The 24,111-nt window shown below is 54.9% G+C and carries 21 protein-coding genes; 15 read left to right on the forward strand and 6 right to left on the reverse strand.

Annotated features, from left to right (window positions below; genetic code table 11):
- Position 1: 1 nt before the first annotated feature.
- The 3 genes from glnH to rhtA all read right to left on the reverse strand — a co-directional run bounded on the left by glnH (position 2) and on the right by rhtA (position 2,811).
- Positions 2 to 748 (reverse strand): glutamine ABC transporter substrate-binding protein GlnH, encoded by a 747-nt coding sequence (glnH, locus tag FA92_RS04710; protein ID WP_033782436.1) that lies wholly within the window; start codon positions 746 to 748, stop codon positions 2 to 4.
- Between the two features lie 319 nt (positions 749 to 1,067).
- Complete coding sequence (gene dps / locus FA92_RS04715) at positions 1,068 to 1,571, reverse strand: DNA starvation/stationary phase protection protein Dps (protein ID WP_013357250.1); 504 nt, start codon at positions 1,569 to 1,571, stop codon at positions 1,068 to 1,070.
- Positions 1,572 to 1,896: 325 nt separating this feature from the next.
- On the reverse strand, positions 1,897 to 2,811 hold the full coding sequence (rhtA, locus tag FA92_RS04720; RefSeq protein ID WP_013357251.1) for a threonine/homoserine exporter RhtA: 915 nt from the start codon (positions 2,809 to 2,811) through the stop codon (positions 1,897 to 1,899).
- A gap of 368 nt (positions 2,812 to 3,179) precedes the next feature.
- Here rhtA and ompX point away from each other — a divergent pair, with 368 nt between their 5' ends.
- Entirely contained in the window at positions 3,180 to 3,692 is a 513-nt protein-coding gene (gene ompX, locus FA92_RS04725) for an outer membrane protein OmpX (protein WP_013357252.1), read from the forward strand.
- A 241-nt stretch (positions 3,693 to 3,933) separates the two neighbouring features.
- On the opposite strand, the gene FA92_RS23825 is transcribed toward ompX, so the two are convergent.
- Positions 3,934 to 4,125, reverse strand: a complete 192-nt coding sequence (locus FA92_RS23825; protein ID WP_033782439.1) for a hypothetical protein — start codon at positions 4,123 to 4,125, stop codon at positions 3,934 to 3,936.
- 253 nt (positions 4,126 to 4,378) lie between these two features.
- Between FA92_RS23825 and mntR the strand changes: the two genes are divergently transcribed.
- The 7 genes from mntR to FA92_RS04765 all read left to right on the forward strand — a co-directional run bounded on the left by mntR (position 4,379) and on the right by FA92_RS04765 (position 13,400).
- Complete coding sequence (gene mntR, locus FA92_RS04735; RefSeq protein WP_010254350.1) at positions 4,379 to 4,837, forward strand: manganese-binding transcriptional regulator MntR; 459 nt, start codon at positions 4,379 to 4,381, stop codon at positions 4,835 to 4,837.
- 20 nt (positions 4,838 to 4,857) lie between these two features.
- The gene (locus tag FA92_RS04740; protein WP_033782442.1) at positions 4,858 to 5,967 is read left to right on the forward strand and encodes an SLC13 family permease; all 1,110 of its coding nucleotides are present in this window, start codon (positions 4,858 to 4,860) and stop codon (positions 5,965 to 5,967) included.
- A gap of 149 nt (positions 5,968 to 6,116) precedes the next feature.
- Entirely contained in the window at positions 6,117 to 7,262 is a 1,146-nt protein-coding gene (locus FA92_RS04745) for an HlyD family secretion protein (RefSeq protein ID WP_033782445.1), read from the forward strand.
- Positions 7,259 to 8,827 carry a DHA2 family efflux MFS transporter permease subunit gene (locus FA92_RS04750; RefSeq protein WP_013357256.1) on the forward strand — a complete coding sequence of 523 codons (1,569 nt, stop codon included), beginning with the start codon at positions 7,259 to 7,261 and terminating at the stop codon, positions 8,825 to 8,827. Before FA92_RS04745 ends, FA92_RS04750 begins: the two co-directional genes overlap by 4 nt.
- Position 8,828: 1 nt before the next feature.
- Complete coding sequence (locus FA92_RS04755; protein WP_033782449.1) at positions 8,829 to 10,358, forward strand: efflux transporter outer membrane subunit; 1,530 nt, start codon at positions 8,829 to 8,831, stop codon at positions 10,356 to 10,358.
- An 869-nt stretch (positions 10,359 to 11,227) separates the two neighbouring features.
- On the forward strand, positions 11,228 to 11,629 hold the full coding sequence (locus FA92_RS04760) for an H-NS family nucleoid-associated regulatory protein (RefSeq protein ID WP_003850507.1): 402 nt from the start codon (positions 11,228 to 11,230) through the stop codon (positions 11,627 to 11,629).
- Between the two features lie 178 nt (positions 11,630 to 11,807).
- Positions 11,808 to 13,400, forward strand: coding sequence for an ABC-F family ATPase (locus FA92_RS04765; protein WP_033782451.1), 1,593 nt, complete (start codon positions 11,808 to 11,810; stop codon positions 13,398 to 13,400).
- A 553-nt stretch (positions 13,401 to 13,953) separates the two neighbouring features.
- On the opposite strand, the gene moeB is transcribed toward FA92_RS04765, so the two are convergent.
- Both moeB and moeA read right to left on the reverse strand, forming a co-directional pair.
- A complete protein-coding gene (moeB, locus tag FA92_RS04770; RefSeq protein WP_033782452.1) occupies positions 13,954 to 14,730 on the reverse strand; it encodes a molybdopterin-synthase adenylyltransferase MoeB in 777 nt (258 codons plus the stop codon).
- Entirely contained in the window at positions 14,731 to 15,966 is a 1,236-nt protein-coding gene (gene moeA, locus FA92_RS04775) for a molybdopterin molybdotransferase MoeA (protein WP_033782455.1), read from the reverse strand. It lies immediately after the preceding gene.
- 256 nt (positions 15,967 to 16,222) lie between these two features.
- Here moeA and FA92_RS04780 point away from each other — a divergent pair, with 256 nt between their 5' ends.
- From FA92_RS04780 to FA92_RS04810, 7 genes are all read left to right on the forward strand, one after another.
- On the forward strand, positions 16,223 to 17,182 hold the full coding sequence (locus tag FA92_RS04780) for an isoaspartyl peptidase/L-asparaginase (protein WP_033782457.1): 960 nt from the start codon (positions 16,223 to 16,225) through the stop codon (positions 17,180 to 17,182).
- 10 nt (positions 17,183 to 17,192) lie between these two features.
- The gene (locus FA92_RS04785) at positions 17,193 to 19,049 is read left to right on the forward strand and encodes a dipeptide ABC transporter ATP-binding protein (protein ID WP_033782459.1); all 1,857 of its coding nucleotides are present in this window, start codon (positions 17,193 to 17,195) and stop codon (positions 19,047 to 19,049) included.
- A 54-nt stretch (positions 19,050 to 19,103) separates the two neighbouring features.
- Entirely contained in the window at positions 19,104 to 20,639 is a 1,536-nt protein-coding gene (gene gsiB / locus FA92_RS04790) for a glutathione ABC transporter substrate-binding protein GsiB (protein WP_033782461.1), read from the forward strand.
- A gap of 46 nt (positions 20,640 to 20,685) precedes the next feature.
- A complete protein-coding gene (gene gsiC / locus FA92_RS04795; protein ID WP_013357265.1) occupies positions 20,686 to 21,615 on the forward strand; it encodes a glutathione ABC transporter permease GsiC in 930 nt (309 codons plus the stop codon).
- Positions 21,612 to 22,517 carry a glutathione ABC transporter permease GsiD gene (gsiD, locus tag FA92_RS04800; RefSeq protein ID WP_013357266.1) on the forward strand — a complete coding sequence of 302 codons (906 nt, stop codon included), beginning with the start codon at positions 21,612 to 21,614 and terminating at the stop codon, positions 22,515 to 22,517. Before gsiC ends, gsiD begins: the two co-directional genes overlap by 4 nt.
- Positions 22,514 to 22,963, forward strand: a complete 450-nt coding sequence (locus tag FA92_RS04805; protein WP_013357267.1) for a DUF4385 domain-containing protein — start codon at positions 22,514 to 22,516, stop codon at positions 22,961 to 22,963. Before gsiD ends, FA92_RS04805 begins: the two co-directional genes overlap by 4 nt.
- Before the next feature lie 435 nt (positions 22,964 to 23,398).
- Positions 23,399 to 24,034, forward strand: a complete 636-nt coding sequence (locus FA92_RS04810; protein ID WP_013357268.1) for a carbonic anhydrase — start codon at positions 23,399 to 23,401, stop codon at positions 24,032 to 24,034.
- Positions 24,035 to 24,111 lie beyond the last annotated feature (77 nt).

The following is a 24,111-nucleotide window of genomic DNA, read 5'->3' on the forward strand; positions in this document are numbered from 1 at the left end:
ATTATTTAGGTTCAGTGCCGAACCATTTTTTATAAAGCGTGTTGTAGGTGCCGTTCTCTTTCAGGGTTTTCAGTGCGCCGTTTACCTTCTCACGTAAATCGTCGCTGCCTTTCGGGAAGGCGATGCCATACTGCTGCGCTTCAATCGAATCGCCTACCGCTTTAAAGCGGCCTTTACCCGCGGTGTGGATGAAGTACAGGATGTTTGGCGTATCATGCAGCACCGCGTCTGCACGATTGGTGCCCAGCTCCATGTAGGCGCTGTCGATGTTCGGGAACTGACGCAGATCTTTCGATTTGATGTTGGCTTTGGCGTACTCCACAGAGCCGGTGCCGCTTTTCACTGCGACGACTTTGCCGTTCAGATCGCTGATGCCTTTGATGTTGTTTTCATTGTTACGCACCATCACCTGCAGACCGCTTTTGTAATAGCCATCAGAGAACTCGATCGCTTTTTTACGTTCTTCGGTAATGGTGATACCCGCCAATGCCAGATCGACATTGCGCGTTTGCAGTGCAGGGATAATGCCGCTGAAGTCCATTGGCTTCAGGGTGTAATCGAGCTTCAGCTCTTTCGCAATGGCATCCCACAGATCCACGTCAAAACCGACATATTTGTCACCCTGTTTGAATTCAAACGGAACAAAGGCGGTATCGGTAGCGACGACCAGCTTCTTTTCTGCTGCAGTGGAAGAGAGGGAGAAGGCCAGCGCCAGCGCGGCCACAGAAACTTTTAACAGTGAGTTCATCATTTTTCCTTTTTTTACTACCAGGCGGCAGGGCCTGCGTTTGCGGCTTGTCATATGAAAGAATTATGCCAACTTTGCAAAATCCGCGAAATCAGAGAGTTAAATAACACAGCTGACACGATTTTGCAGTTAAATCTGCCATTGCACCTTATTGGCGCTCAACTTTGGTGCAGATAACTGTTTTGGTGCAAGCGGTAGTTTGCCTCAGATGTTAAGGCTGTGAAGCGGGGGAGGGAAGAACTGTTAACAGGGTCATAAAATTGCGGTAACACAGACGTAAAAAAGGCGGGTTTCCCCGCCTGATTGAGTGCAATACGTGTTATTCAATGTTGGCTTCGATGAACCACAGGAATTTGTCCAGATCGCGCGATGCCGCAGTAAAGATGTCAGCGGTATCTTCGTCTTTTACTTCTGAAATCGCTTTACGGGTATCGTTCGCCACAACGCTATAACGGTCTGCCAGCGCTTTCAGATGATCCTGCACACTGTGGATATTCAGCGGATAGCTTTTCAGCGGAGTCTTGTCATTCACAACCTGCGTGGTGCCCAGCGCCACGCCACCCAGCTGAACCACACGCTCGGCAATGGTGTCCTGATGGTCAGTAATCGTAGTGCGGAAGCCATCCAGCATCTCATGCACACCGATAAAATTAGCACCGCGCATGTTCCAGTGCGCCTGCTTAGTGATCAATGACAGGTCAATAAACTCGACTACCAGACGGTTCAACACCGCGATGGTGGCTTTCTTCTCATCTTCGGCCACGTCGTTGCGGGTATAAATCAGGTCAGAAGATTTCGTTTTAACCAATTTAGCGGTACTCATCGTTTCAGTCCTCTCTTTGATGGTTGTCCTAATCAAGTACCGGATAAGTATAGCAGCGCTTTTGAGCTTTGCAGAAACGACTTTGACGATGGATGAAATAGCGTGTGTCTTTATTAAAGGCCGGGCTGGACGGGTAAGGTTAAAGCTATGTTAAAATATAACTATTATTAAATAGTCATTTAAATCATAACATTATAAGCAGTTGTAAATAACAGGTAAGTGACTGTTTCAAAATAGGATGAGCCGTAAAGCGCAGCGGTTAAGAATAATTCTCATGCTGAGCAAGATTGTTATTTCGCCCGCCAGCGTGGCGGGCTGAAATCGCTTATTTATGCCTGTCGTCTGATAATTCAACGCTGCTTAACTGATTCTTTTTCGGACGCATAGTCAGTGTTGAACCGGCTGAGGCGATGATGATGGCCAGCAGCGCCAGCCACTGAAGTCCGGTCAGCGTTTCCCCCAGAAACAGCATGCCGGAAAAGGCGGCCATGGCGGGTTCAAGACTCATCAGCGTGCCGAAAATGCGCGCCGGTAAGCGGGTGAGGGCGATCATCTCCAGTGAATAGGGAATGGCGCTGGAAAGCAGCGCGACCAGCAACGCGATTGGCATCACCGCCCATGTCCAGATGCCGCTTTCGGCGAACGTCAGCCCGAGCGGCACAAAAATGACCGAGGCGATCAGCGAACCGATGGCTACGGTTGCGGGGCCATGCTCTGCACCCGCCCGTTGTCCCGCCAGGATATATATCGCCCAGCAGGCACCTGCACCCACTGCCAGCGCTGCGCCCAGCGGGTCAATCGCAGTCATGTCTGTACCAAACGGCAGCAGGAACCACAGGCCAATCACCGCCAGTAACACCCAGACAAAATCCAGTGGCCGGCGCGATCCAAACAGCGCCAGCGCCAGCGGGCCGGTAAATTCCAGTCCCACCGCCACGCCCAGTGGCACGGTACGAATTGCCAGATAAAACGTGAAATTCATGGTGCCCAGAGCCAGTCCATACATCAGCAGGGGCAGACGCTGCTCCCGGCTGAACCGTAAACGCCAGGGCTTGAAAATGACGCAGAGTATCAGGGTACCAAAGCCTAAGCGCAGTGCGGTAATCCCGGTGGCACCTACAGAAGGAAACAGGCTTTTTGCCAGCGAAGCGCCGCCCTGCAGCGACAGCATCGCAATCAGTAGCACGGCAATCGGCATGACTATCGGGGCAAGATTTTTGGAAGCGGGAGAGGCAGACATCCTGTGTACTTTTCCTGGTCAAAAACGTAATGAGTCAGCCAGTGTAAAGGAAATAGCGGGCAAAGAATCACGAAATCGCGTTTTAAATCTGACTTAACTGAGCAAATTTTGGCCAGAATCAGGGCCATTTAGGTAAAGAAATGTCAGGATTTTTTAGGATTTAACTTAAAGCACGAAATGAGCACAAAATGATTATTGCAGAAAGATGACGGATTTTATAAGAAAAATGAATGACATAGGATGTCGCATTAACTTCCTGTTACACCAAACTTTCTGTTAGACAACAAAATCCGGGCAGAGTTTCTCGCTATTTTTTGTTATATTTTCAGCGTTGTCAGGAGAGAAGTATTTTCACATTTGAGGTGGTTATGAAAAAAATTGCATGTCTTTCAGCATTAGCCTGTGTACTGGCAGTATCTGCAGGTTCAGCAATGGCACAGAGCACCGTAACTGGTGGCTATGCTCAGAGCGACTATCAGGGCGTGGCTAACAAAGCTAACGGCTTCAACCTGAAATACCGCTACGAAGACGGTTCTAACCCACTGGGTTGGATCGGTTCATTCACCTACACTGAAAAAGATCGTACCGAAGCTGGCATCTACAATAAAGGCCAGTACTACGGTGTGACCGGTGGTCCAGCTTTCCGTCTGAACGACTGGGCTAGCATCTACGGTGTTGTGGGTATCGGCTACGGTAAATTCCAGCAGAACGATACTGCATCACGCGCTAAAACTGATTCAAGCGACGTAGGCTTCTCCTACGGTGCAGGTCTGCAGTTTAACCCAATTCAGGACGTTGCGCTGGACGTTGGTTACGAGCAGAGCCGTATCCGTAACGTTGACGTTGGCACCTGGATTGCTGGCGTAGGTTACAGCTTCTAAGTTTAGCTTAGCTGACCTGCAAAAAAACGGCCCCTTGTGGGCCGTTTTTTATTGTGCTGATTTTACCCCTCCCGCCTTTCACCCCGAACCGATCTCCAATGGCTTCTGCTATCCACAGCCGATAACCAGCTGTAGCTGTTAATGTCGTAAGGCATACAGATTTCGTAGGCAAATAAGAAAAGGGATGAAGAAAGAGGGAAGTGAGCCTCTCAGTCGCTGGCTGAAAGGCGCTGAAGCAGGATTAGCCGCGCCAGATCAGATTCTGGCAGCGACGATCGGCAGGCTTATGGCCCAGCAGTTTCTCAATTAACATCAGACGCAGTGTGAACGGGGAACGCGTCAGCAGGCACAGCCAGGATTTCATCTCCGTGGTTGTTTTTTTCTCAGCCTGGAAGCATTTGCTGCAATCTAAGCAACATTTCAGGGTGCTCATAGAATCACCTCCCAATCATTGTCGACGCGGTAGTAAGCAGCCTGCGGTGAGAAACGTCATCACACCGGCGCAACGGAGGATCAACCGGGATCCCGCCTTTTGCTGCTTACATTATCAACAAATATAGCACTGGCTATATTGTTTAGCCAAGCCTAATGACGAAAAATTTGAGCTTCTTTGCGGCTGGTTTACAATGAGCGCAGCTAAATCCGTATAGCAGTGTCAATACGGGAAATAATAATGAGGAAGCTGAATGAGTCGTCGTGCTAAAAGCGTGGTTTCTGCGCCGAAAGGACCACTGAAAGATATTGAAGAGCATGTCGAAGGTTTTCGGCAGGTGCGTGAAGCGCATCGTCGGGAATTAATTGATGACTACGTTGAGTTAATCTCTGATTTGATTGGTGAATTTGGCGAAGCGCGTCAGGTTGATATGGCGGCCCGCCTGGGTGTTTCGCAACCGACCGTGGCGAAAATGCTGAAGCGGCTTGGCAGTGCCGGGCTGGTTGAGCAGGTGCCTTACCGCGGTGTTTTCCTGACCGGTGAAGGCGAGAAGCTGGCAGAGGAGAGCCGTGCCCGTCATCATATTGTTGAAAGTTTTCTGCTGGCGTTAGGCATCAGCCCCGAAACGGCCCGACGCGATTCAGAAGGTATTGAGCATCACGTCAGTGATGAAACGCTGGCTGTGTTTAAGAAGTTCTCCGAAACCCGTTAACGCTAAGGCGTACCCTCACCATGCCTCAACTGCTTCGATCTTTTTTGCATGACTCTATTTTGCATTTATTAATCGTGATTGGTGTAGTTCTGGCATTTCTGGCGGATTTCCGCTGGGCCGATCTGCCCGGTGCCGTAGACTGGCATACCATCATCACGCTCACCGGGTTATTGATTCTGACCAAAGGGCTGGAAACCAGCGGCTACTTTGACGTGCTGGGGGGACGGCTGGTTGCGCGTTTCCGGCATGAACGGGCGCTGGCACTCTTTATGGTGCTGGCTGCGGCGTTGCTCTCGACGTTTTTAACCAACGATGTGGCGCTGTTCATTCTGGTGCCGCTGACGCTGACGCTGCGTAAGTTCTCCCGTTTACCGATCTCGCGACTGATTATTTTTGAGGCGCTGGCGGTTAATGCCGGATCGCTGCTGACGCCGGTTGGCAATCCGCAGAACATTCTGTTGTGGAGCCACGGCAAGCTGAGCGTGGTGGCATTTATCGTGCAGATGCTGCCGCTGGCCGCCTGGCTGCTGCTGAGTCTGGTGGTGTTAACCTGGTTCAGCTTTTCAAAGCGGTCGATTGATAAGCATGACAACCCGGAGCAGCCGCAGTGGCAGAAGCCGCTTTTTATCGTCAGCGTCGTGTTGTACCTGCTGTTTATTGCCGGTCTGGAGCTTGAGATCACCGGCTGGATACTGCTGCTGATCCTCGCCACTTTCCTGGTGATGGCACGTCCGGTGCTGCTGCGCATCGACTGGAGCCTGCTGGCAGTATTTATCGCCATGTTTATTGACGTCTTCCTGCTGACGCGTCTGCCGGTGATGCAGGCGCACTTTGATGCGGTGGCGCATTTTGGCCAGGGACAGCTCTATCTGCTGGCGATTGGGCTGTCGCAGGTGATCAGCAACGTCCCGGCAACGATTCTGCTGTTGCAAAAAGTACCGCCGACGGATGTGCTCGCCTGGGCCGTTAACATTGGCGGATTCGGTCTTCTGCCGGGATCGCTTGCTAACCTGATTGCCCTGCGCATGGCGAAAGACAAAGCTGTCTGGTGGCAATTCCATCTCTTTTCCCTTCCTCTGCTGGTCTGGTCAATGGCCAGCGGCTGGCTGCTGTTGCAGTTACTCCATTAGCCCGGACGCATCCTGCTACGCCCATCAAGTGGCAGGATGTGCGCCATTCCTCAAGTTTCGTAAAGTTGCACTGGATTTTGTCAATTTCCGAGATAAGGTTAACAGGACCTTTATGCCCGGAATCAGGGCCTTAGCCAGTGATGGGAACTATGAGCGAGAATAACCAACGCGATCAACACCAGCAGGACGCAGATAACGCGACGGATAAAAGCCGTCAGTCAGAGGAAAATCAGGACAACGACCAGCAGCCTGAGCGTAAACGCCCCGGTAAAAAGCCGCTGATTATTCTGGCGGTGGTGGTGGTGGTTATGCTGATTGTCGGCTTCTGGTTCTGGTTCTCTACCCGTAATATTGAAACCACCGATGACGCCTTTACTGAAGGCGATGCCGTTACCATTGCGCCTAAAGCGTCCGGCTATGTTGTGAAACTGCTGGTAAAAGATAACCAGCGGGTGAAGAAGGGCGATCTGCTGGTGGAAATCGATCCCAGTGATAACCGTGCTCAGCGTGAACAGGCTAATGCGCAGCTTGGCTTAGCGGTCGCACAACTGCATCAGGCGCAGGCACAGCTGGCGCTGTCAAAAGTACAGTATCCGGCACAGCGCGATCAGGCGCTGGCGGATCAGGCGAAAGCAGAAGCGAACCTGCTGAATGCGCAGGCGGATTATCGTCGCCAGCGTGGCGTTGACCCGCGTGCGACCAGTCAGCGTAATATTGACAGCGCATCCGCGCAGTTACGGTCGGCGCAGGCGCAGTTACAAAGTGCGAAAGCGCAGGTTGAAGTTGCGTCACAGGTCGCCCTGCAGATTCGTCAGCAGGAGACCAATGTTGAAGCGCGTCAGCAACAGGTTGAGCAGGCAAAGGCGCAGTTAAGTACAGCCGATCTGAATCTCTCCTATACCCAGGTTCGTGCGCCTTATGACGGATTCATCACTAAACGTAACGTTCAGCTGGGCACCCTGGTGCAGGCCGGTTCCTCTCTGTTCTCGCTGGTCTCACCTGAGATCTGGGTCACGGCGAACTTCAAAGAGTCTCAGCTGCAACGGATGAATCCGGGCGACAAAGTGGACATCAGCGTCGATGCCTGGCCGGATATGAAGCTGGAAGGGCATGTCGACAGTATTCAGATGGGTTCCGGTTCGCGCTTCTCAACCTTCCCGTCAGAGAACGCCACCGGCAACTATGTGAAAATCGTTCAGCGCGTGCCGGTGAAAATCGTTATCGATAAGGGCCTTGATCCGAACCATCCGCTGCCGCTGGGTCTCTCGGTTGAACCGAAGGTAACCGTGGAATGAGTACGGCGCAGAGCTGGAAACCCGCCAGTAATCCGTGGTTAGTGGCGATCACGGTGACGCTGGCGGTGTTTATGGAGATCCTCGACACCACCATCGTTAACGTGGCGCTGCCGCATATCGCTGGTTCGCTCTCTTCCAGTTACGATGAGTCAACCTGGGTGCTGACCTCCTATCTGGTGGCGAACGGCATCGTGCTGCCTATCTCTGCGTTCTTCAGCCGGCTGTTTGGCCGTAAACAGTTTTTCCTGATCTGCATCGTGATGTTCACCATCTGCTCTTTCCTGTGCGGCATTGCCACTGAACTGTGGCAAATCATTCTGTTCCGCGTGCTGCAGGGCTTTTTTGGCGGCGGGTTGCAGCCGGTTCAGCAGTCCGTGCTGCTGGACTACTTCAAGCCGGAAGATCGCGGCAAGGCCTTTGGTCTCTCCTCTATCGCGATTATTGTCGCGCCGGTCATTGGCCCGACATTAGGTGGCTGGATTACCGACAACTACAGCTGGCGCTGGGTCTTCTTTATCAACATTCCGGTCGGCGTGCTGACCGTGCTGGCCATTTATCAACTGCTGGAAGATCCACCGTGGGAGCGTAAATGGGCCAAAGGCAAACTGAAGATCGATTACATCGGTATCAGTCTGATTACGCTGGGGCTGGGTTGCCTGCAGGTGATGCTGGATCGTGGAGAAGATGAGGACTGGTTCGCTTCACACTTTATCGTGCTGTTCGCGGTGCTGGCGCTGGTCGGTATCGTCGGGGCCATCTACTGGCTGATGTATGCCCGTAAGCCGGTGGTCGATATTCTGGTGATGAAAGACCGCAACTTCTGGGTGGCTGGCCTGCTGATGGCTGGGATGGCGATGATTCTCTATGGCAGCTCCGTGGTGTTGCCACAGCTGGCGCAGCAGGATCTCGGGTACACCGCCACCTGGTCAGGGCTGGTGCTGTCGCCTGGCGCGGTGCTGATTGTATTGACGATTCCGCTGGTGCTGAAACTGATGCCGATTGTGCAGACGCGATACATCATCGCGTTTGGCTTCAGCTGTCTGGCCGTGGCGTTTCTCTACTCCTCCACCTTAACGCCCAATGTCGATTTTAAAACATTGGTGTTGATGCGCAGCGCACAGTCTATTGGGCTGGGTTTCCTGTTTGTTCCGCTTACGACTATCGCCTTTGTCACCATTCCACAGCGGCTTAATGCTGATGCCTCGGCGCTGTTTACCATGTTCCGAAACGTGGCCGGATCGATTGGGATCTCGCTGTCGACCGCGGCCATCACCGAACGCGAGCAGGTACGCTCGGCGCATATGGTGCATAACATGACGCCGCTGAACGAGCCGTTCAACATTACGCTTCAGCACTGGGCGCAGGCGATTCGTGATTTTACCTCGGCGGTGGGTGATCCCGTTACGCTGGCAACCGGACAGCTTTATCAGGAGATGATTGCGCAGTCGCGCATCCTCGCTTACATCGATGTCTTCTCAGGCCTGAGTATTGTCGCCCTGATTCTGATTCCATTTTGCTGGCTGCTGTCGCCGATTAAGAGCGAAGGCAGTGCAGGAGCACACTAACATGAAGGTTTATTTCTCTCATCGCCTGAAACCCCTGAGTTTACTGCTGGCCCTGGGGCTGGCAGGCTGCGCCGTCGGACCTGACTATGAGGCACCGAAACCCGCCGTGCCGGGCAGCTACAACACGCTGGATTCGCAGGAGGCGTCAAAACCGCAAACTGCCGCCATTAATTCACGCTGGTGGCGTAGCTTCAACGATCCACAGCTCGACAGCCTGATTGAGCGGGCGATCGCCGGCAACCTGAGCCTGCAGCAGACGGTGCTGCGCATTGCCGGGGCGCGTGAACAGCTGACGCAGGCGCAGGGGAGTCTGTTCCCGAGTCTGAGCGGTTCGGCCAAAGTGACGCGACAGCAGCTCGGACTTAAAGGCTTGCTGGAATCCAATGGCGCGACCGATCAGCTCGACAGCAATGTGGCCAGCCAGCTCAATGGCCTGACCCAGCCGGTTAACCTTTATCAGGGTAGCTTTGATGCCAGCTGGGAACTTGATCTGTGGGGCAAAGTGCGCCGTCAGGTTGAGGCCGCTAATGCCCAACAGCAGGCGGCGATAGAGCAGCGCAACGATGCGCTGGTCTCACTGGAAGCCGAAGTAGCGCGAGCCTGGCTGCAGCTGCGAGGCGCGCAGAGCACCATTCAGACGCTGCAGCAGCAGATTGAGGTAGCGCAGCAGACCACCGAGCTTACGCAGAGTCAGCAGCAGAATGGACTGGCACCGCTGACCGATGTGGAAAATGCCCGAGCCCAGCTCAGCACGCTGCAGGCGCAACTGCCGCAGTATCAGTCACAGGCACGACAGGCGATGAACGGGCTGGCGGTGCTGCTTGGTAAAACGCCGGGTGCGCTGGATGCTGAACTCAGTACGCCAAAAGCGTTACCACCGCTACCGCAGTTTGTCCCGGTGGGTATTCCTTCCACGCTGGCACGTCGTCGCCCTGATATTCGTCAGGCTGAAGCGACGCTGCATGCTCAAACCGCAGAGATTGGCGTGTCTGTGGCGCAGCTTTTCCCGAGCCTGTCACTGACGGGTCAGCTGGGCGTGCGCAATACCGACGTCAGCTATCTGGATAACTGGAGCAGCCATTTCTACAGTTACGGTCCGTCGCTGTCGATTCCGATTTTCCAGGGTGGGCAGCTGGTGTCGAGCGTCAAACTCGCCCGGGCACAGCAGGCCAGCGCCGCACTGGATTACCGTCAGACGGTGCTGACGGCATTGCAGGATGTGGAGAATGCGTTGGTCAGCTATCGCGCCGATCAGCAGCGTGTCACTGCGCTGGATGAGACGACAGGTGCCCTTCAGCGCGCCTTTGATCTCGCCAGCGACAGTTACCGGCAGGGGCTTTCAACCTTCCTCGAGGTGCTGGATGCACAGCGTCAGCTGGCGCAGGCACAGGAGCAGGCGACACAGGCGCGGATGCAGAGCGCGCTTGATTTAGTTGCGCTCTATAAAGCGCTGGGCGGCGGTTGGGAAACGTACCAGAACGTTGAAATGCCGCAATATCCGGTATTTGGCCCGGCCACCCAGGCAAATTAGTCCTCTGGCGGTCGCTGCCTCTGTGCAGTAACCGCCCTTAATCGTTCTTCCTGTCAGCATTACGTCAGAGGCTGACAGCCTCTCCCGGCGATTGATGATTATCTAACCTGTTGAATAACCGGGTGTCTCACCGACGCTCTGCCCGACACAGGCAGCAGAAAATAAACGCGTGATAAGCACAGGGTTATTTTCAGCAACCGAGAAGCAACGTTATTTTTATGTTGCTGGTCTATTCTGATTCAGCTTTTTGAACTCTGTCACCTTTCTGAATTTATTTCCTGAACGGATTTTTTAAGTCGCCTCATGAGCAGGCAGGTAACCCGGGCGCAACTATTCCTCCGCCTGCGTCAGGCAGAACTGTTATTGCACAGCTGAGGGAACTGCGAATAATCTGACTCTGCTGCTAAACGCAGCGGCAAAAAAAAAGTTAACAGATAGCAGCGGGCATTATTAAAAATTCATCAGGGCGTTAATTATTTTGGGCTATTTAACGGCCTGGAGGGCGATTTTTATGCATAATCTGTAAGCTGGTGTGACTGAGATCGCGATCAGAGCACGTTTTTAATCTGCTATCAGCAGGTGCGCATCCGTAAATAATGATGCTGTAAAAACCCACTTTAGTAGATAAGGTAAACGGTCAGCTTTCGGTATAAAGCCTCTGAAATCGTTTTCAACAATGGAACCGGAGCACGATTTGTTGTTAATTCAGCGTTAATAAAACGTCAGGCACTGCCGATTTTAATAGTGCTGTTTTGTCTGAATTAATACTTAAGAATTATCTGTAGCGTAAAAATAATTTATTTTTTTATTTGAATTAGGTAATCTTGGCGCTACAGTTTTATTAACCCCCCTTAATCAAGGACATTGTGATGAGTGACGCATTTAAAGTACTGAACAATATTCGCACATTACGTGCCCAGGCTCGTGAACTGCCACTGACCGATCTTGAAGAGATCCTGGAAAAATTAACCGTTGTTGTTACTGAGCGCCGCGAAGAAGCAGAAGCGGAAGAGACGCAGAATCGCGAAAAAGAAGAAAAGCTGTCTAAATATCGCGAAATGCTGCTGGCTGACGGCATCGATCCTAATGAATTATTAGGTGCGCTGGAAAGCGGAAAAAAACGCACCAAGCGTGCGCCGCGTCCGGCTAAATATTCTTACACCGATGAAAACGGTGAGCAGAAATCATGGACAGGTCAGGGGCGCACCCCGGCAGCGATTAAAAAAGCGCTGGATTCCGGTAAAAGCCTGGACAGTTTCCTGATCGATTGATCAACACAATCCTTGTAAGTGGGAGCCGGGGGGCCATTAGGGTCCTCCGGCTTTTTTATTTCTGTCGGGATATCAATCACCCCGCCAGGAATCCACGCCTGACGCTGGCGTGCGCTGCGTCACATCTGGCATAATAGCCGCCGTTTTTTCATCCATTCTCTTCACAAAGGTCAATGCCGTGTTAGTTAGCAGCAATATCACCATGCAGTTTGGCAGCAAGCCACTGTTCGAAAATATCTCCGTTAAATTTGGCGGCGGTAATCGTTACGGTTTAATCGGTGCGAACGGCAGCGGAAAATCCACCTTCATGAAGATTTTGGGTGGCGATCTGGTGCCTTCAGGCGGCAACGTCTCTTACGATCCCAACGAGCGCATCGGTAAGTTACGTCAGGATCAGTTCGCCTTTGAACAATTCAGCGTGCTGGACACCGTTATCATGGGTCACCATGAATTATGGGAAGTAAAGCAGGAGCGCGACCGCATTTATTCTTTGCCAGAAATGAGCGAAGAAGAGGGGTATAAAGTCGGCGATCTTGAAGCGCTTTACGGTGAGATGGATGGCTATAGCGCCGAGTCGCGTGCCGGTGAATTATTACTCGGCGTCGGCATTCCGGTTGAACAGCATTATGGCCCGATGAGCGAAATCGCTCCGGGCTTTAAATTGCGTGTGCTGCTGGCGCAGGCACTGTTTTCTAATCCGGATATTTTGTTACTCGACGAACCGACGAACAACCTGGACATCGATACGATTCGCTGGCTGGAGCAGGTGCTGAACGAGCGTGACAGCACCATGATTATCATTTCGCATGACCGTCACTTCCTTAATATGGTCTGCACCCACATGGCCGATTTGGATTATGGCGAGCTGCGGGTTTATTCCGGTAATTATGACGAATATATGACCGCAGCAACGCAGGCACGTGAACGTCTGTTATCTGATAATGCCAAAAAGAAAGCGCAGATTGCTGACTTACAATCGTTCGTCAGTCGTTTTAGCGCCAACGCCTCTAAATCACGTCAGGCGACTTCACGTGCTAAGCAGATGGATAAAATTAAACTGGATGAAGTGAAAGCCTCCAGTCGTCAGAACCCGTTTATCCGTTTTGAGCAGGACAAGAAACTGTTCCGTAATGCGCTGGAAGTGGAAGGATTAACCAAAGGATTTGATAACGGTCCGCTGTTTAAGAATTTAAATCTGCTGCTGGAAGTGGGCGAGAAGCTGGCGGTAATCGGTGCCAACGGTATTGGTAAGTCAACACTGTTGAAATCGCTGGTGGGTCAGCTTACGCCAGATAATGGCACGGTTAAATGGTCAGAGAATGCGCGTATTGGTTATTATGCTCAGGATCACGCCGATGATTTTGCCAATGATCTGACGGTATTTGACTGGATGAGTCAGTGGAAACAGCCGGGCGATGATGAGCAGACCATTCGCGGTATTCTCGGTCGTCTGCTGTTTTCGCAGGATGATATTAAGAAGCCGGCAAAAGTGCTTTCCGGTGGTGAGAAGGGTCGTATGCTGTTCGGTAAGCTGATGATGGAAAAACCGAACATCCTGATTATGGATGAGCCGACCAACCACCTCGATATGGAGTCGATTGAATCGCTCAATATGGCGCTGGAGATGTATGAAGGCACGCTGGTGTTTGTTTCGCATGACCGCGAATTTGTCAGCTCGCTGGCAACCCGCGTGATTGAGCTGAAAGCAGACAAGGTGGTGGACTTCACCGGTAATTACGAAGATTACCTGCGCAGTCAGGGTATCGTCTGATAAAAACGGGGTGGCGCAGGCCACCCCGTTTTTTTTGGCCTGTGGTGCTGAGAATTTCATTGCTTATGACCCAGCAGTTAAGGGTTATAAGCGGGTTGACGGGAAGTTCAGCATAGGCTCAGGGAGCATACGCCTTTCGCAAAGACGCAAAAGACGCCATCCATGGCATGCTCAGCGCGGGCGAATACGTACCTCATCCCTGAGGTGCGCCCGTTACCGGGCCAACGCGTTGCGTTGTTCAAAAACGCTCCCGGCGTTTTTGTCCCTGGCCCGCTATGCTTTGCTACAGGCATATGCTCCCATCGCTTTAAGTTTTGAGCTGTCTGTAAGTGGATTGAGCGTGGTTTTGGAGCTCAACGCAGGCCCTTCATGTAAAGCCAGTTCAGAGTGAATTTGGCTGCAACGCAAATGTTCAAGGCGCAGGGAACATGGTCAGAGGAGGAAAGCGTCCCGCGCCAGGGATGGCGCGGGCAGAGCGCCCAGGGATGGTTTAAGCGACTTTCCGATCTGACCGTGTTTCCGAAGCAGGCCAGGCATCACAGCTGTGCGAGCTTCAGGAAGCTGATGTTTTGCTAGCCCCACCGCCACACACTTCACAATGCGCGTCCTGCGCCACTTTCATGCTGCGGAACTCCGCGCTCATCGCATCGTACATCAGCAACCGGCTGGCGGCGGGCGTGCCAAAGGATGTCAGCACTTTAATGGCTTCCATCGCCTGCATCGCACCAATCACACCCACCAGCGGGGCCATAACGCCTGCTTCCACGCAGCTCAGGGTCTGTTCGCCAAACAGGCGGCTGATGCAGCGATAACAGGGGGTGCCAGGCTGCCAGTTGAATACGCTGATCTGACCTTCCATCCGAATTGCGGCGCCTGAAACCAGTGGTACCCGCTGCTGTCGGCAGAGCCGGTTAAGCTGCTCGCGAACCGCAACATTGTCAGTGCAGTCCAGCACCACCTGCTGTTGGGCAATCAGCGCCAGCAGCGCCGCATCGGCCAGCTGTCCATTAACCGGATGCAGCTGGCAGTGCGGATTGATGGCGGCCAGGCTTTGTGCGGCCGAGTCCACTTTAGCGCGGCCGATATCCGCGTCATGATGCAGGATCTGCCGTTGCAGGTTCGAGTGCGACACGGTATCGAAGTCCAGCAGCGTCAGATTGCCGACGCCGGCAGAAGCAAGGTAGGGCGCAGCCGCGCAGCCCAGCCCGCCCAGCCCGACGACCAGCGCGTGACTGGCTTTCAGCCGCTCCTGCCCCTCAAAATCAAAGCCGCGCAGAACAATCTGTCGGTTGTAGCGCAGCATCTCCTCATCACTTAATTCAGGCAGCATTTACGCCTCCAGCAGGGCGTTGAACGGTTCCACCTCAACCCATTCACCCGGTTCCACGTTGCCGCGATCCCGTTCCAGCACAATAAAGCAGTTCGCCTGGGCGAAAGAGCTGAAGACGTGCGAACCCTGCATTCCGGTGGTCTCCACCTCCAGTTCACCCTGTGCGTTCTGGCGCAGGATGCCGCGCTGGAAGTCGAGCCGGCCCGGTGACTTTTTCAGGCGCGAGGCGCAGCGCACTTTCTGACGGGGTGGCAAGGCGGATTTCTGCTGGCCCGTGAGGGTGGCAAGCAGCGGCTGCACCAGTTGATAGAAAGTGACGGCGGCGGAGACCGGGTTACCCGGCAGGCCACAGAACCAGCTGCTGTTAAGGCGGCCAAAGGCAAACGGCTTGCCGGGCTTGATCGCCAGCTTCCAGAAACTGATGGCACCGAGCTCTTCCAGCATGCTTTTGGTGAAATCCGCTTCACCCACAGAAACGCCGCCGGTGCTGATCACCACATCGGCCTGCCGATCGGCTTCCTCAAATGCGGCGCGCAGAGCAGCGGGATCGTCTTTGATAATGCCAAGGTCGATGACTTCGCAGCCCAGCTTATGCAGCATCAGCGAGACGGCAAAACGGTTGGTGTCATATATCTGACCGTCTGCCAGCGGCTCACCGACCGGCTGAAGTTCATCACCGGTGGAGAATATAGCCAACCGCAGTTTTCGTAGCACGCTGACCTGGGCGATACCCAGCGAAGCGAGCAGCGGCAGCTCGGCGGCACCCAGACGCGTACCCGCTTCCAGCACCACATGGCCCGGCTGAATATCATCACCGGTCAGGCGAATATTCTGTCCCTGACGCACCGGCGCGGTAATGACAATCGCATCGCCCTGAGCTTCGGTCTGCTCCTGCATTACTACCGCTTCACAGCCTGCGGGCACCGGCGCACCGGTCATGATGCGAATCACGCTGCCCTGCGGCCACTCACCACTGAACGGTGCGCCAGCAAAGGCCTTGCCTGCCACGGGAAGCGGTTGTCCGCTGCTGACATCGGCCAGCCTGACGGCGTAACCGTCCATCGCGGAGTTATCAAAGGGCGGCACGGCAATCGGTGAGGTGACTGCGGTTGCGGTGATGCGCCCGACCGCCTCGGCCAGCGGCACGCTCAGTGAGTCGGTGACGGGCGTCAGCTGTGACAACATTTTTTGTTGCGCCTCCTCAAGGGAGATCAAACCTGCAGTAAAACTTTCCATGAACAGTCCAGCCTGGTTATTTCAGATGCTGCCTATTATGGTGGGAATTGGTCGCTGAGTCACATCGGCGTCGGCCGGGCCTGCCGGTCATTGCGACCAAAGTGAAATATGGCGGTAAGAAAAGGTTATAACCACAGGAACAGTTTCCGCTTTACAACACTTAGCAGGCTTTCTATAGTCAAAAATCACCAAAAATGGGTGAAAACCATTTTAAATCAGTGTTTTTCGTCCTGATGCAATTACAGGGTAGAGCGTTATGGTCAATGCAGTGATCGCCATTCACGGCGGCGCAGGTGCGATTTCGCGCGCAGCAATGAGCGCTGAAAAGGAACAACGCTACCGTCAGGCGCTCCACGATATTGTCACTCAGGGTCAGCAGATACTGGCTCAGGGCGGCAGTGCACTCGATGCGGTAACCGAGGCCGTACGACTGTTGGAAGAGTGTCCGCTGTTTAACGCGGGCAAAGGCGCGGTCTTCACCCATCAGGGTACCCATGAACTTGATGCCTGCATTATGGATGGCCGCACGCTGGAAGCGGGCGCGGTCGCAGGCGTAACGCGATTACGTAATCCGGTCCTGGCGGCACGTGCCGTGCTGGAAAAAAGCGAGCATGTGCTGTTTATCGGGGAAGGCGCGGAGCAGTTTGCCGTGGCGCAGGGGCTGGAAACGGTCGAACCTGATTACTTTTCGACGCCGGAACGCTGGGAGCAGCTGCAGCGCGCGCTCAACAGCGCTAACGCGGTGCTGGACCATGATGGTGCCGCACACAGCGACGACCCGCTCGACCCGGACCGTAAGTTCGGCACTGTCGGGGCGGTCGCGCTGGATCTGGCGGGCAACCTCGCTGCAGCCACGTCAACGGGCGGGATGACTAACAAGCAGGCCGGACGCGTCGGCGACTCGCCGCTGCCGGGCGCGGGCTGCTACGCCAGCAACGACAGCGTGGCGGTCTCCTGTACCGGCACCGGTGAAGTTTTTATGCGGACGCTGGCGGCTTACGATGTGGCCGCGCAGATGCGCTACGCCGGACGCTCGTTGCAGCAGGCAAGTGTTAACGTTATTCATGACAGCGTGCTGGAACTGGGCGGCAGTGGCGGCTTAATTGCCGTCGATCGCGCAGGCAACGTGGCGCTGCCGTTCAACAGCGAAGGCATGTACCGGGGCGTTGCGCGGGTCGGCGAGGCGGCTGACGTCGCTATTTATCGCGAAAGTTAAGGATGCAGAAATGAGCGACAGGCAAACGCTACCGCCGCTGGCCCCTGATCAGGTGCTGGCGGTGCGCGATCTCAATGTGCGTTTTCAGCACGAAGCCACCGTCACAGACGCGGTGCGTCATTTGTCACTCGATCTTTTTCGCGGCGAAACGCTGGCGCTGGTAGGCGAGTCAGGTTCAGGAAAATCGGTCACCTCGCTGGCGCTGATGCGACTGATTGAGCAGGCTGGCGGCAGGGTGAGCGGTGAGGTGCAATTACGTCGTCGCAATGGCGAGGTACTGGATCTGATGCGCGCTTCAAAAAGTCAGATGCGTCGGGTGCGCGGCGCGGATATGGCAATGATCTTTCAGGAGCCAATGACCTCGCTGAATCCGGTCTTCTCCGTGGGCGAGCAGATTGCTGAATCCATCCGTCTTCATCAGGGGCTGAGCCACGCCGGGGCACTGGCAGAGGCGCGCCGGATGCTTGATCTGGTACGCATTCCCGATGCGCACAATGTCCTGTCTCGTTTTCCGCATCAGCTCTCAGGCGGAATGCGTCAGCGCGTGATGATTGCGATGGCGCTCTGCTGCAAACCGGCGCTGCTGATTGCCGATGAGCCGACCACCGCACTTGACGTCACTATTCAGGCGCAGGTTCTGCAACTCATCCGTGTGCTGCAAAAAGAGATGCAGATGGGGGTGATTTTTATCACGCACGATATGGGGGTGGTCGCTGAAATGGCCGATCGCGTTCAGGTCATGTATCGCGGCGATGTGGTGGAGAATGCGCCCGTCGCCGAACTGTTCAGCGCACCGCAGCAGCCCTACACCCAGGCGCTGCTGGCGGCTGTGCCAAAGCTAGGTTCGATGCAGGGGCAGCCCCTGCCGGCCAAGTTTCCGCTGCTGCATAGCGACGCCGTTGATGACGTGCCGCAGGATACGGTTCGCCGCCTGCAGCCCCCCATTCTGCAGGTACGCGATCTGGTCACCCGCTTCGATATTCGCGGCGGCCTGCTGAATCGCGTCAAAAGCCGGGTTCATGCCGTCGAAAAAGTCAGTTTTGATCTCTATGCCGGAGAGACCCTGGCGCTGGTGGGGGAGTCGGGCTGTGGTAAATCGACCACCGGACGCTCGCTGCTGAAGCTGGTTGCCAGCCAGGGCGGCACGCTGACATTTGACGGACAGCGCATCGACCATCTCTCAGGTGCTGCGCTCGCCCATCTGCGGCGCGATATTCAGTTTATTTTCCAGGATCCCTATGCCTCGCTTGATCCCCGTCTGACGGTTGGCTTCTCAATAATGGAGCCGCTGCTGGTTCACAAGGCGATGCCGCGTCGCGAGGCGGAGCAGCGCGTCGCCTGGTTACTGGATAAAGTCGGTCTGCTGCCGGAACATGCTCAGCGCTATCCGCATGAATTTTCCGGCGGGCAGCGCCAGCGTATCTGTATTGCCCGCGCGCTGGCGCTGAATCCGAAGGTGGTCATCGCCGATGAGTCCGTCTCGGCGCTGGATGTGTCGATTCAGGCGCAGATTATTAATCTGATGCTCGACCTGCAGCGCGAATTTGGCATCGCCTTTCTGTTTATTTCTCACGATATGGCGGTTGTGGAGCGTGTCAGCCACCGCGTGGCGGTAATGTATCTCGGTCAGATTGTTGAGATAGGGCCGCGTCAGGCGGTGTTTGAACAGCCACAACACCCCTATACCCGAAAACTCATGGCCGCGGTGCCGGTAGCCGATCCGGCGCACCGGCGTCGTGAACGCGCCTTACTGGTCGATGAGATCCCCAGCCCGATTCATGCGTTAGGGGATGAACCTGAAGTGGCGCCGCTGATGGAGGTGGCTCCGGGTCATTTCGTCGCCCGCCACGTTATCAGCGCGACCTGAACAGTGAAGATGTCGCCCCGGCGACCAACCCGACAGGGATTACAGGAGAACAAGATGCAGATTACGATGCGTAAAGGGTTACTGGCGGCTGGCGTGTTAAGCAGCGCAATGACATTGCCCGCCTGGGCAGCACAGGATGCGGTGATTGCCGTCGCGTCCAACTTCACCACGCTCGATCCCTATGATGCCAATGACACGCTGTCGCAGGCGGTGGCGAAATCGTTTTATCAGGGGCTTTTTGGCTTCGATAAGGATATGAAACTCACCAACGTGCTGGCGGAGAGCTACCAGGCCAGCGCCGACGGCCTGACGTACACGATTAAGCTGCGCTCCGGGGTTAAATTCCAGGATGGCACGGACTTCAATGCGGACGCGGTGAAGGTCAACCTCGATCGCGCCAGCAATCCGGATAACCATCTTAAGCGCTACAACCTGTTCAAACGCATTGCCAGCACCGAAGTCGTCGATCCGACCACGGTGAAAGTGACGCTGAAAGAGCCGTTCTCAGCCTTTATCAACAATCTGGCCCATCCGGCGGCAGCAATGATTTCGCCTGCCGCGCTGAAAAAATATGGCAAAGAGATCGGCTTCCATCCGGTGGGCACCGGTCCGTTTGTGTTTGAAACCTGGAATCAGACCGACTTTGTGAAGGTGAAAAAGTGGGATGGCTACTGGAAACCGGGCTATCCGAAGCTGGACAGCATTACCTGGCGACCGGTGGTGGATAACAATACCCGCGCGGCCATGCTGCAGACCGGCGAAGCGAACCTTGCGTTCCCGGTGCCTTATGAGCAGGCAAAACTGCTGGAGAAGAACAGTAAGCTCGATGTTGTGACCACGCCTTCGATTATGCAGCGTTACATCAGCCTTAACGTGACGCAGAAGCCGTTCGACAATCCGAAGGTACGTGAAGCGCTCGAGTATGCCATCAACCGTCAGGCGCTGGCGAAAGTGGCCTTCGCCGGTTACGCCACGCCTGCGACCGGCATCGTGCCGCCCGCCATCGACTTTGCGCAGACCTATCCGGCTATCAGCTACGATCCCGCTAAAGCGAAAGCGTTGCTGAAAGAGGCAGGCTACCCGAACGGATTTGAAACTACGCTCTGGTCGTCGCACAACCACAGCACCGCGCAGAAGGTGCTGCAGTTCACTCAGCAGCAGCTGGCGCAGATTGGCGTGAAGGTAAAAGTCACGGCGATGGATGCAGGTCAGCGTGCTGCTGAAGTCGAAGGTAAAGGCCAGAAAGAGAGCAACGTGCGCATGTTCTACACCGGCTGGTCCGCCTCAACCGGTGAAGCCGACTGGGCGCTGACGCCACTGTTTGCCACCGCAGCCTGGCCACCGGCAATCTTTAACACCGCGTTTTACAGCAATCCAAAGGTCGATAAAGATCTGGCCGATGCGCTGAAAACCACCGACCGTGCTGAAAAAGCGCGTCTCTACAAAGAGGCACAGGACACCATCTGGCAGGACCATCCGTGGATCCCGCTGGTGGTTGAGCAGCTGGTTTCTGCCAACAGCAAAAACCTGACTGGTTTTTATGTGATGCCCGATACCTCATTCAATTTTGATGAGGCCACACTGAAGTAACGGAGCCGGTCAGCCCGTGTGGCTGGCCGCGACTGCAGGATGTTGCATGTTTAACTACTTTCTCAAACGACTGTTTGGGCTGATCCCCACGCTGCTGATCGTGGCGGTGCTGGTATTCCTGTTTGTTCACCTGCTGCCGGGCGACCCGGCGCGCCTGATCGCCGGGCCGGAAGCGGATGCCTCGGTGGTGGCGCTGGTGCGTCAGGAGCTGGGTCTGGATCTGCCGCTGCCACAGCAGTTCTGGCACTTTATGCTGAATGCGCTGCAGGGTGATTTCGGTCAGTCGATGGTCTCAAAGCGGCCGGTTGCGGATGAGATCGCCTCACGCTTTATGCCGACACTGTGGCTGACGCTTGCCAGCATGATCTGGGCAGTGATTTTTGGCATGACCATCGGCATCGTTTCGGCGGTCTGGCGTAACCGCTGGCCCGACAGGCTGGGGATGACGCTGGCGGTGTCGGGCATTTCGTTTCCCGCCTTTGCGCTGGGGATGCTGCTGATGCAGGTCTTCTCGGTTGAGCTGGGCTGGCTGCCCACCGTCGGCGCTGAGAGCTGGAAGCATTACATTCTGCCCTCCATCACTTTAGGTGCAGCGGTCGCCGCGGTCATGGCACGGTTTACCCGCGCTTCGTTCGTGGAGGTGATGCAGGAAGATTACATGCGTACCGCCCGAGCCAAAGGGGTACGCGAGTCGCTGGTAGTGGTGAAACATGGCCTGCGCAACGCGATGATCCCGGTGGTCACGATGATGGGGTTGCAGTTTGGTTTTCTGCTGGGTGGCTCAATCGTGGTCGAGGTGGTGTTTAACTGGCCGGGCCTGGGGCGTCTGCTGGTCGACTCCGTGGCGATGCGCGACTATCCGGTTATTCAGGCCGAAGTACTGCTGTTTTCTCTGGAGTTTATTCTGATCAATCTGTTTGTCGACATGCTCTATGCGGTGATTAACCCCGCTATTCGCTTCAAGGAGTCGCGATGAAAAACTGGCGACGTGAAGCGGCCCTGAAAACGATGCCGCTGATAGCGGAGAACCGGGTGCGTACGCCGTGGCGTGAGTTCTGGCGACGCTTCCGGCGTCAGCCGGTGGCGCTGCTGGCCGGGGTGTTTGTGCTGATACTGATTGTACTGGCGGTGATCGCCCCCTGGATTGCGCCGTTCGACGCAGAGAACTACTTCGATTATGACCGGCTCAACGACGGTCCGTCGCTGATGCATTATTTTGGCGTCGATTCGCTGGGTCGCGACATCTTCAGCCGCGTGCTGGTCGGCACGCGCATTTCTCTGATTGCGGGCTTCTTCTCGGTGGTCATTGGCGCAGTGATTGGCACACTTTTCGGGCTGTTAGCCGGCTATTACGAAGGCTGGTGGGACCGTATCACCATGCGTATCTGTGATGTGCTGTTTGCTTTCCCCGGCATTCTGCTGGCGATTGCGGTGGTGGCGATTATGGGCAGCGGCATGAGCAATGTGATCGTGGCGGTCGCTATCTTCAGTATCCCGGCCTTTGCCCGTCTGGTACGCGGTAACACGCTGGTGCTGAAGCATCAGACCTATATTGAGTCGGCACGCAGCATCGGCGCGTCTGACTGGACGATCCTGATGCGGCATATTCTGCCGGGCACGGTATCGCCGATTGTGGTCTATTTCACTATGCGGGTTGGTACCTCCATCATTACCGCCGCCAGTCTGTCGTTTCTCGGACTGGGCGCGCAGCCGCCCACGCCGGAGTGGGGCGCCATGCTGAATGAGGCGCGGGCCGACATGGTGATTGCCCCGCACGTGGCGATTTTCCCCAGTCTGGCGATTTTCTTCACGGTTCTGGCATTTAATTTGCTCGGTGACGGGCTACGTGACGCACTTGATCCTAAACTAAAGAAATGAAACCTTTCGATTATGATCAGGACTTCAGCACGATCGACTTCCGCCAGCATCCCGAGCTTTATCAGGTCGGGCGAGGTGAGCAGGGTGTGCTGATGGTCGAGCCTTATAAAGGCGAAATTCTGCCGCACTGGCGTTTTCGCACCGTTCCCATTGCTGAAGAGTCGGCTGAAAAAATCATGGCGCTGTTTGAGGATTACCGGCGTCAGGACGATTTTGTCGGCATGGATATGGCGCGCAAATTTATCCAGATGGGGTACACCCGGGCGCGGCGTTACAGTAACCACAAAGGCGGCCGCAAATATGACGCGGACGGCAAGGAGCTGCCGCGCGGCGTCAATGAGGAAAAGGCCGCTGCGGCGGCTATCTTCAAAGCTTATTGGGACAAACTGCGTGAGGATGAGGATTATCTGCGCCGCAAAAAAGCGCATCAGCAGCAGTATGGTTAAGCCCTAAATCTCTTCCCCCGGCCACTTCCACCGTGGCTGCCATCATTGCCTGAACCCGCCCGGCTCGTTCTTCGGGCGTTATCCTGCTCCCCTTTGTCAGCCCTGAAAGGCCAGATGCAAATGAGAAATCTTTGGTTTCGGTCAAACTGCGACGTAAAGTAGTGAAAAAACGCGTAAAAGCCGGTCCACGACCCGGACAAAAAAAGCGGGTAGGTCACACGCTGCCTTTTCCGGTAACGTCCCGCGCTGTAAAAAGAAATCGGATCCGAAAACGCTGGATAACGGATAAGCGAAACGCTGACGATGACAGCCGTTCAGCGCTGTCCGAAAAACGCGGGTTGATATTCACTTGTTTTCATTAATAATAAACCAGCAAACCCCACTGAGGGGGCTATGCCCCTCAGGTAATGAAATGGATAATGTGAGAGCTAAATAATGAAAGAGATCATCAACGGATTTCTGAATTTCCAGCAGAATGTGTTTCCTGAAAGGAAGGATCTTTTCAAAAGCCTGGCGTCAAATCAAAATCCGAAAGCGCTGTTCATCTCCTGTTCAGACAGCCGTCTGGTGCCGGAACTGGTGACGCAGCAGGAGCCAGGAGAGCTGTTCGTTATCCGCAATGCGGGCAACATCGTTCCCTCATTTGGCCCGGAGCCGGGCGGTGTCTCCGCCACGATCGAATATGCTGTGGTCGCGCTGGGCGTCTCAGATATCATCATCTGCGGTCACTCCAACTGCGGTGCCATGAACGCCATCGCGTCCTGCGCCTGCATGGATACCATGCCTGCGGTTGAGCACTGGCTACGCTATGCCGATGCAGCAAAAGCGGTAGTTGAGCAGCGTGAATATGACTCGCCAGAGAAGAAGCTGAACGAGATGGTCAAAGAGAACGTGATCGCTCAGCTCAACAATATGAAGACTCATCCGTCGGTCTCCGTTGCCCTGCGTAACGGCAAGCTGCGTCTGCACGGCTGGGTTTACGACATCGAAACCGGCACCATCATGGCGCTGACTCAGGGCGGTAAGCAGTTCATCACCCTGTCTGATAATCCTGATGCCAGTTTTGAGTAATGCCTTTCACCCGCTGCGTCATGCAGCGGGTATTTTCCGATCTTCCGCACAGATAACCCTTTAAAACGACGCTTATT

The organism is Pantoea sp. 9140, from assembly GCF_000745295.1.
Classification (GTDB): domain Bacteria; phylum Pseudomonadota; class Gammaproteobacteria; order Enterobacterales; family Enterobacteriaceae; genus Pantoea; species Pantoea vagans.

Coding starts and splice junctions, on each gene's coding strand:
- FA92_RS04740 (WP_033782442.1), top strand. CDS start 4,858: ATGCCTCAACTGCTTCGATCTTTTTTGCATGACTCTATTTTGCATTTA.
- FA92_RS04760 (WP_003850507.1), top strand. CDS start 11,228: ATGAGTGACGCATTTAAAGTACTGAACAATATTCGCACATTACGTGCC.
- FA92_RS04785 (WP_033782459.1), top strand. CDS start 17,193: ATGAGCGACAGGCAAACGCTACCGCCGCTGGCCCCTGATCAGGTGCTG.
- ompX (WP_013357252.1), top strand. CDS start 3,180: ATGAAAAAAATTGCATGTCTTTCAGCATTAGCCTGTGTACTGGCAGTA.
- FA92_RS04755 (WP_033782449.1), top strand. CDS start 8,829: ATGAAGGTTTATTTCTCTCATCGCCTGAAACCCCTGAGTTTACTGCTG.
- FA92_RS04805 (WP_013357267.1), top strand. CDS start 22,514: ATGAAACCTTTCGATTATGATCAGGACTTCAGCACGATCGACTTCCGC.
- moeB (WP_033782452.1), bottom strand. CDS start 14,730: ATGCTGCCTGAATTAAGTGATGAGGAGATGCTGCGCTACAACCGACAG.
- FA92_RS04745 (WP_033782445.1), top strand. CDS start 6,117: ATGAGCGAGAATAACCAACGCGATCAACACCAGCAGGACGCAGATAAC.
- gsiD (WP_013357266.1), top strand. CDS start 21,612: ATGAAAAACTGGCGACGTGAAGCGGCCCTGAAAACGATGCCGCTGATA.
- gsiB (WP_033782461.1), top strand. CDS start 19,104: ATGCAGATTACGATGCGTAAAGGGTTACTGGCGGCTGGCGTGTTAAGC.
- gsiC (WP_013357265.1), top strand. CDS start 20,686: ATGTTTAACTACTTTCTCAAACGACTGTTTGGGCTGATCCCCACGCTG.
- FA92_RS04750 (WP_013357256.1), top strand. CDS start 7,259: ATGAGTACGGCGCAGAGCTGGAAACCCGCCAGTAATCCGTGGTTAGTG.
- FA92_RS23825 (WP_033782439.1), bottom strand. CDS start 4,125: ATGAGCACCCTGAAATGTTGCTTAGATTGCAGCAAATGCTTCCAGGCT.
- glnH (WP_033782436.1), bottom strand. CDS start 748: ATGAACTCACTGTTAAAAGTTTCTGTGGCCGCGCTGGCGCTGGCCTTC.
- rhtA (WP_013357251.1), bottom strand. CDS start 2,811: ATGTCTGCCTCTCCCGCTTCCAAAAATCTTGCCCCGATAGTCATGCCG.
- FA92_RS04810 (WP_013357268.1), top strand. CDS start 23,399: ATGAAAGAGATCATCAACGGATTTCTGAATTTCCAGCAGAATGTGTTT.
- mntR (WP_010254350.1), top strand. CDS start 4,379: ATGAGTCGTCGTGCTAAAAGCGTGGTTTCTGCGCCGAAAGGACCACTG.
- FA92_RS04780 (WP_033782457.1), top strand. CDS start 16,223: ATGGTCAATGCAGTGATCGCCATTCACGGCGGCGCAGGTGCGATTTCG.
- dps (WP_013357250.1), bottom strand. CDS start 1,571: ATGAGTACCGCTAAATTGGTTAAAACGAAATCTTCTGACCTGATTTAT.
- moeA (WP_033782455.1), bottom strand. CDS start 15,966: ATGGAAAGTTTTACTGCAGGTTTGATCTCCCTTGAGGAGGCGCAACAA.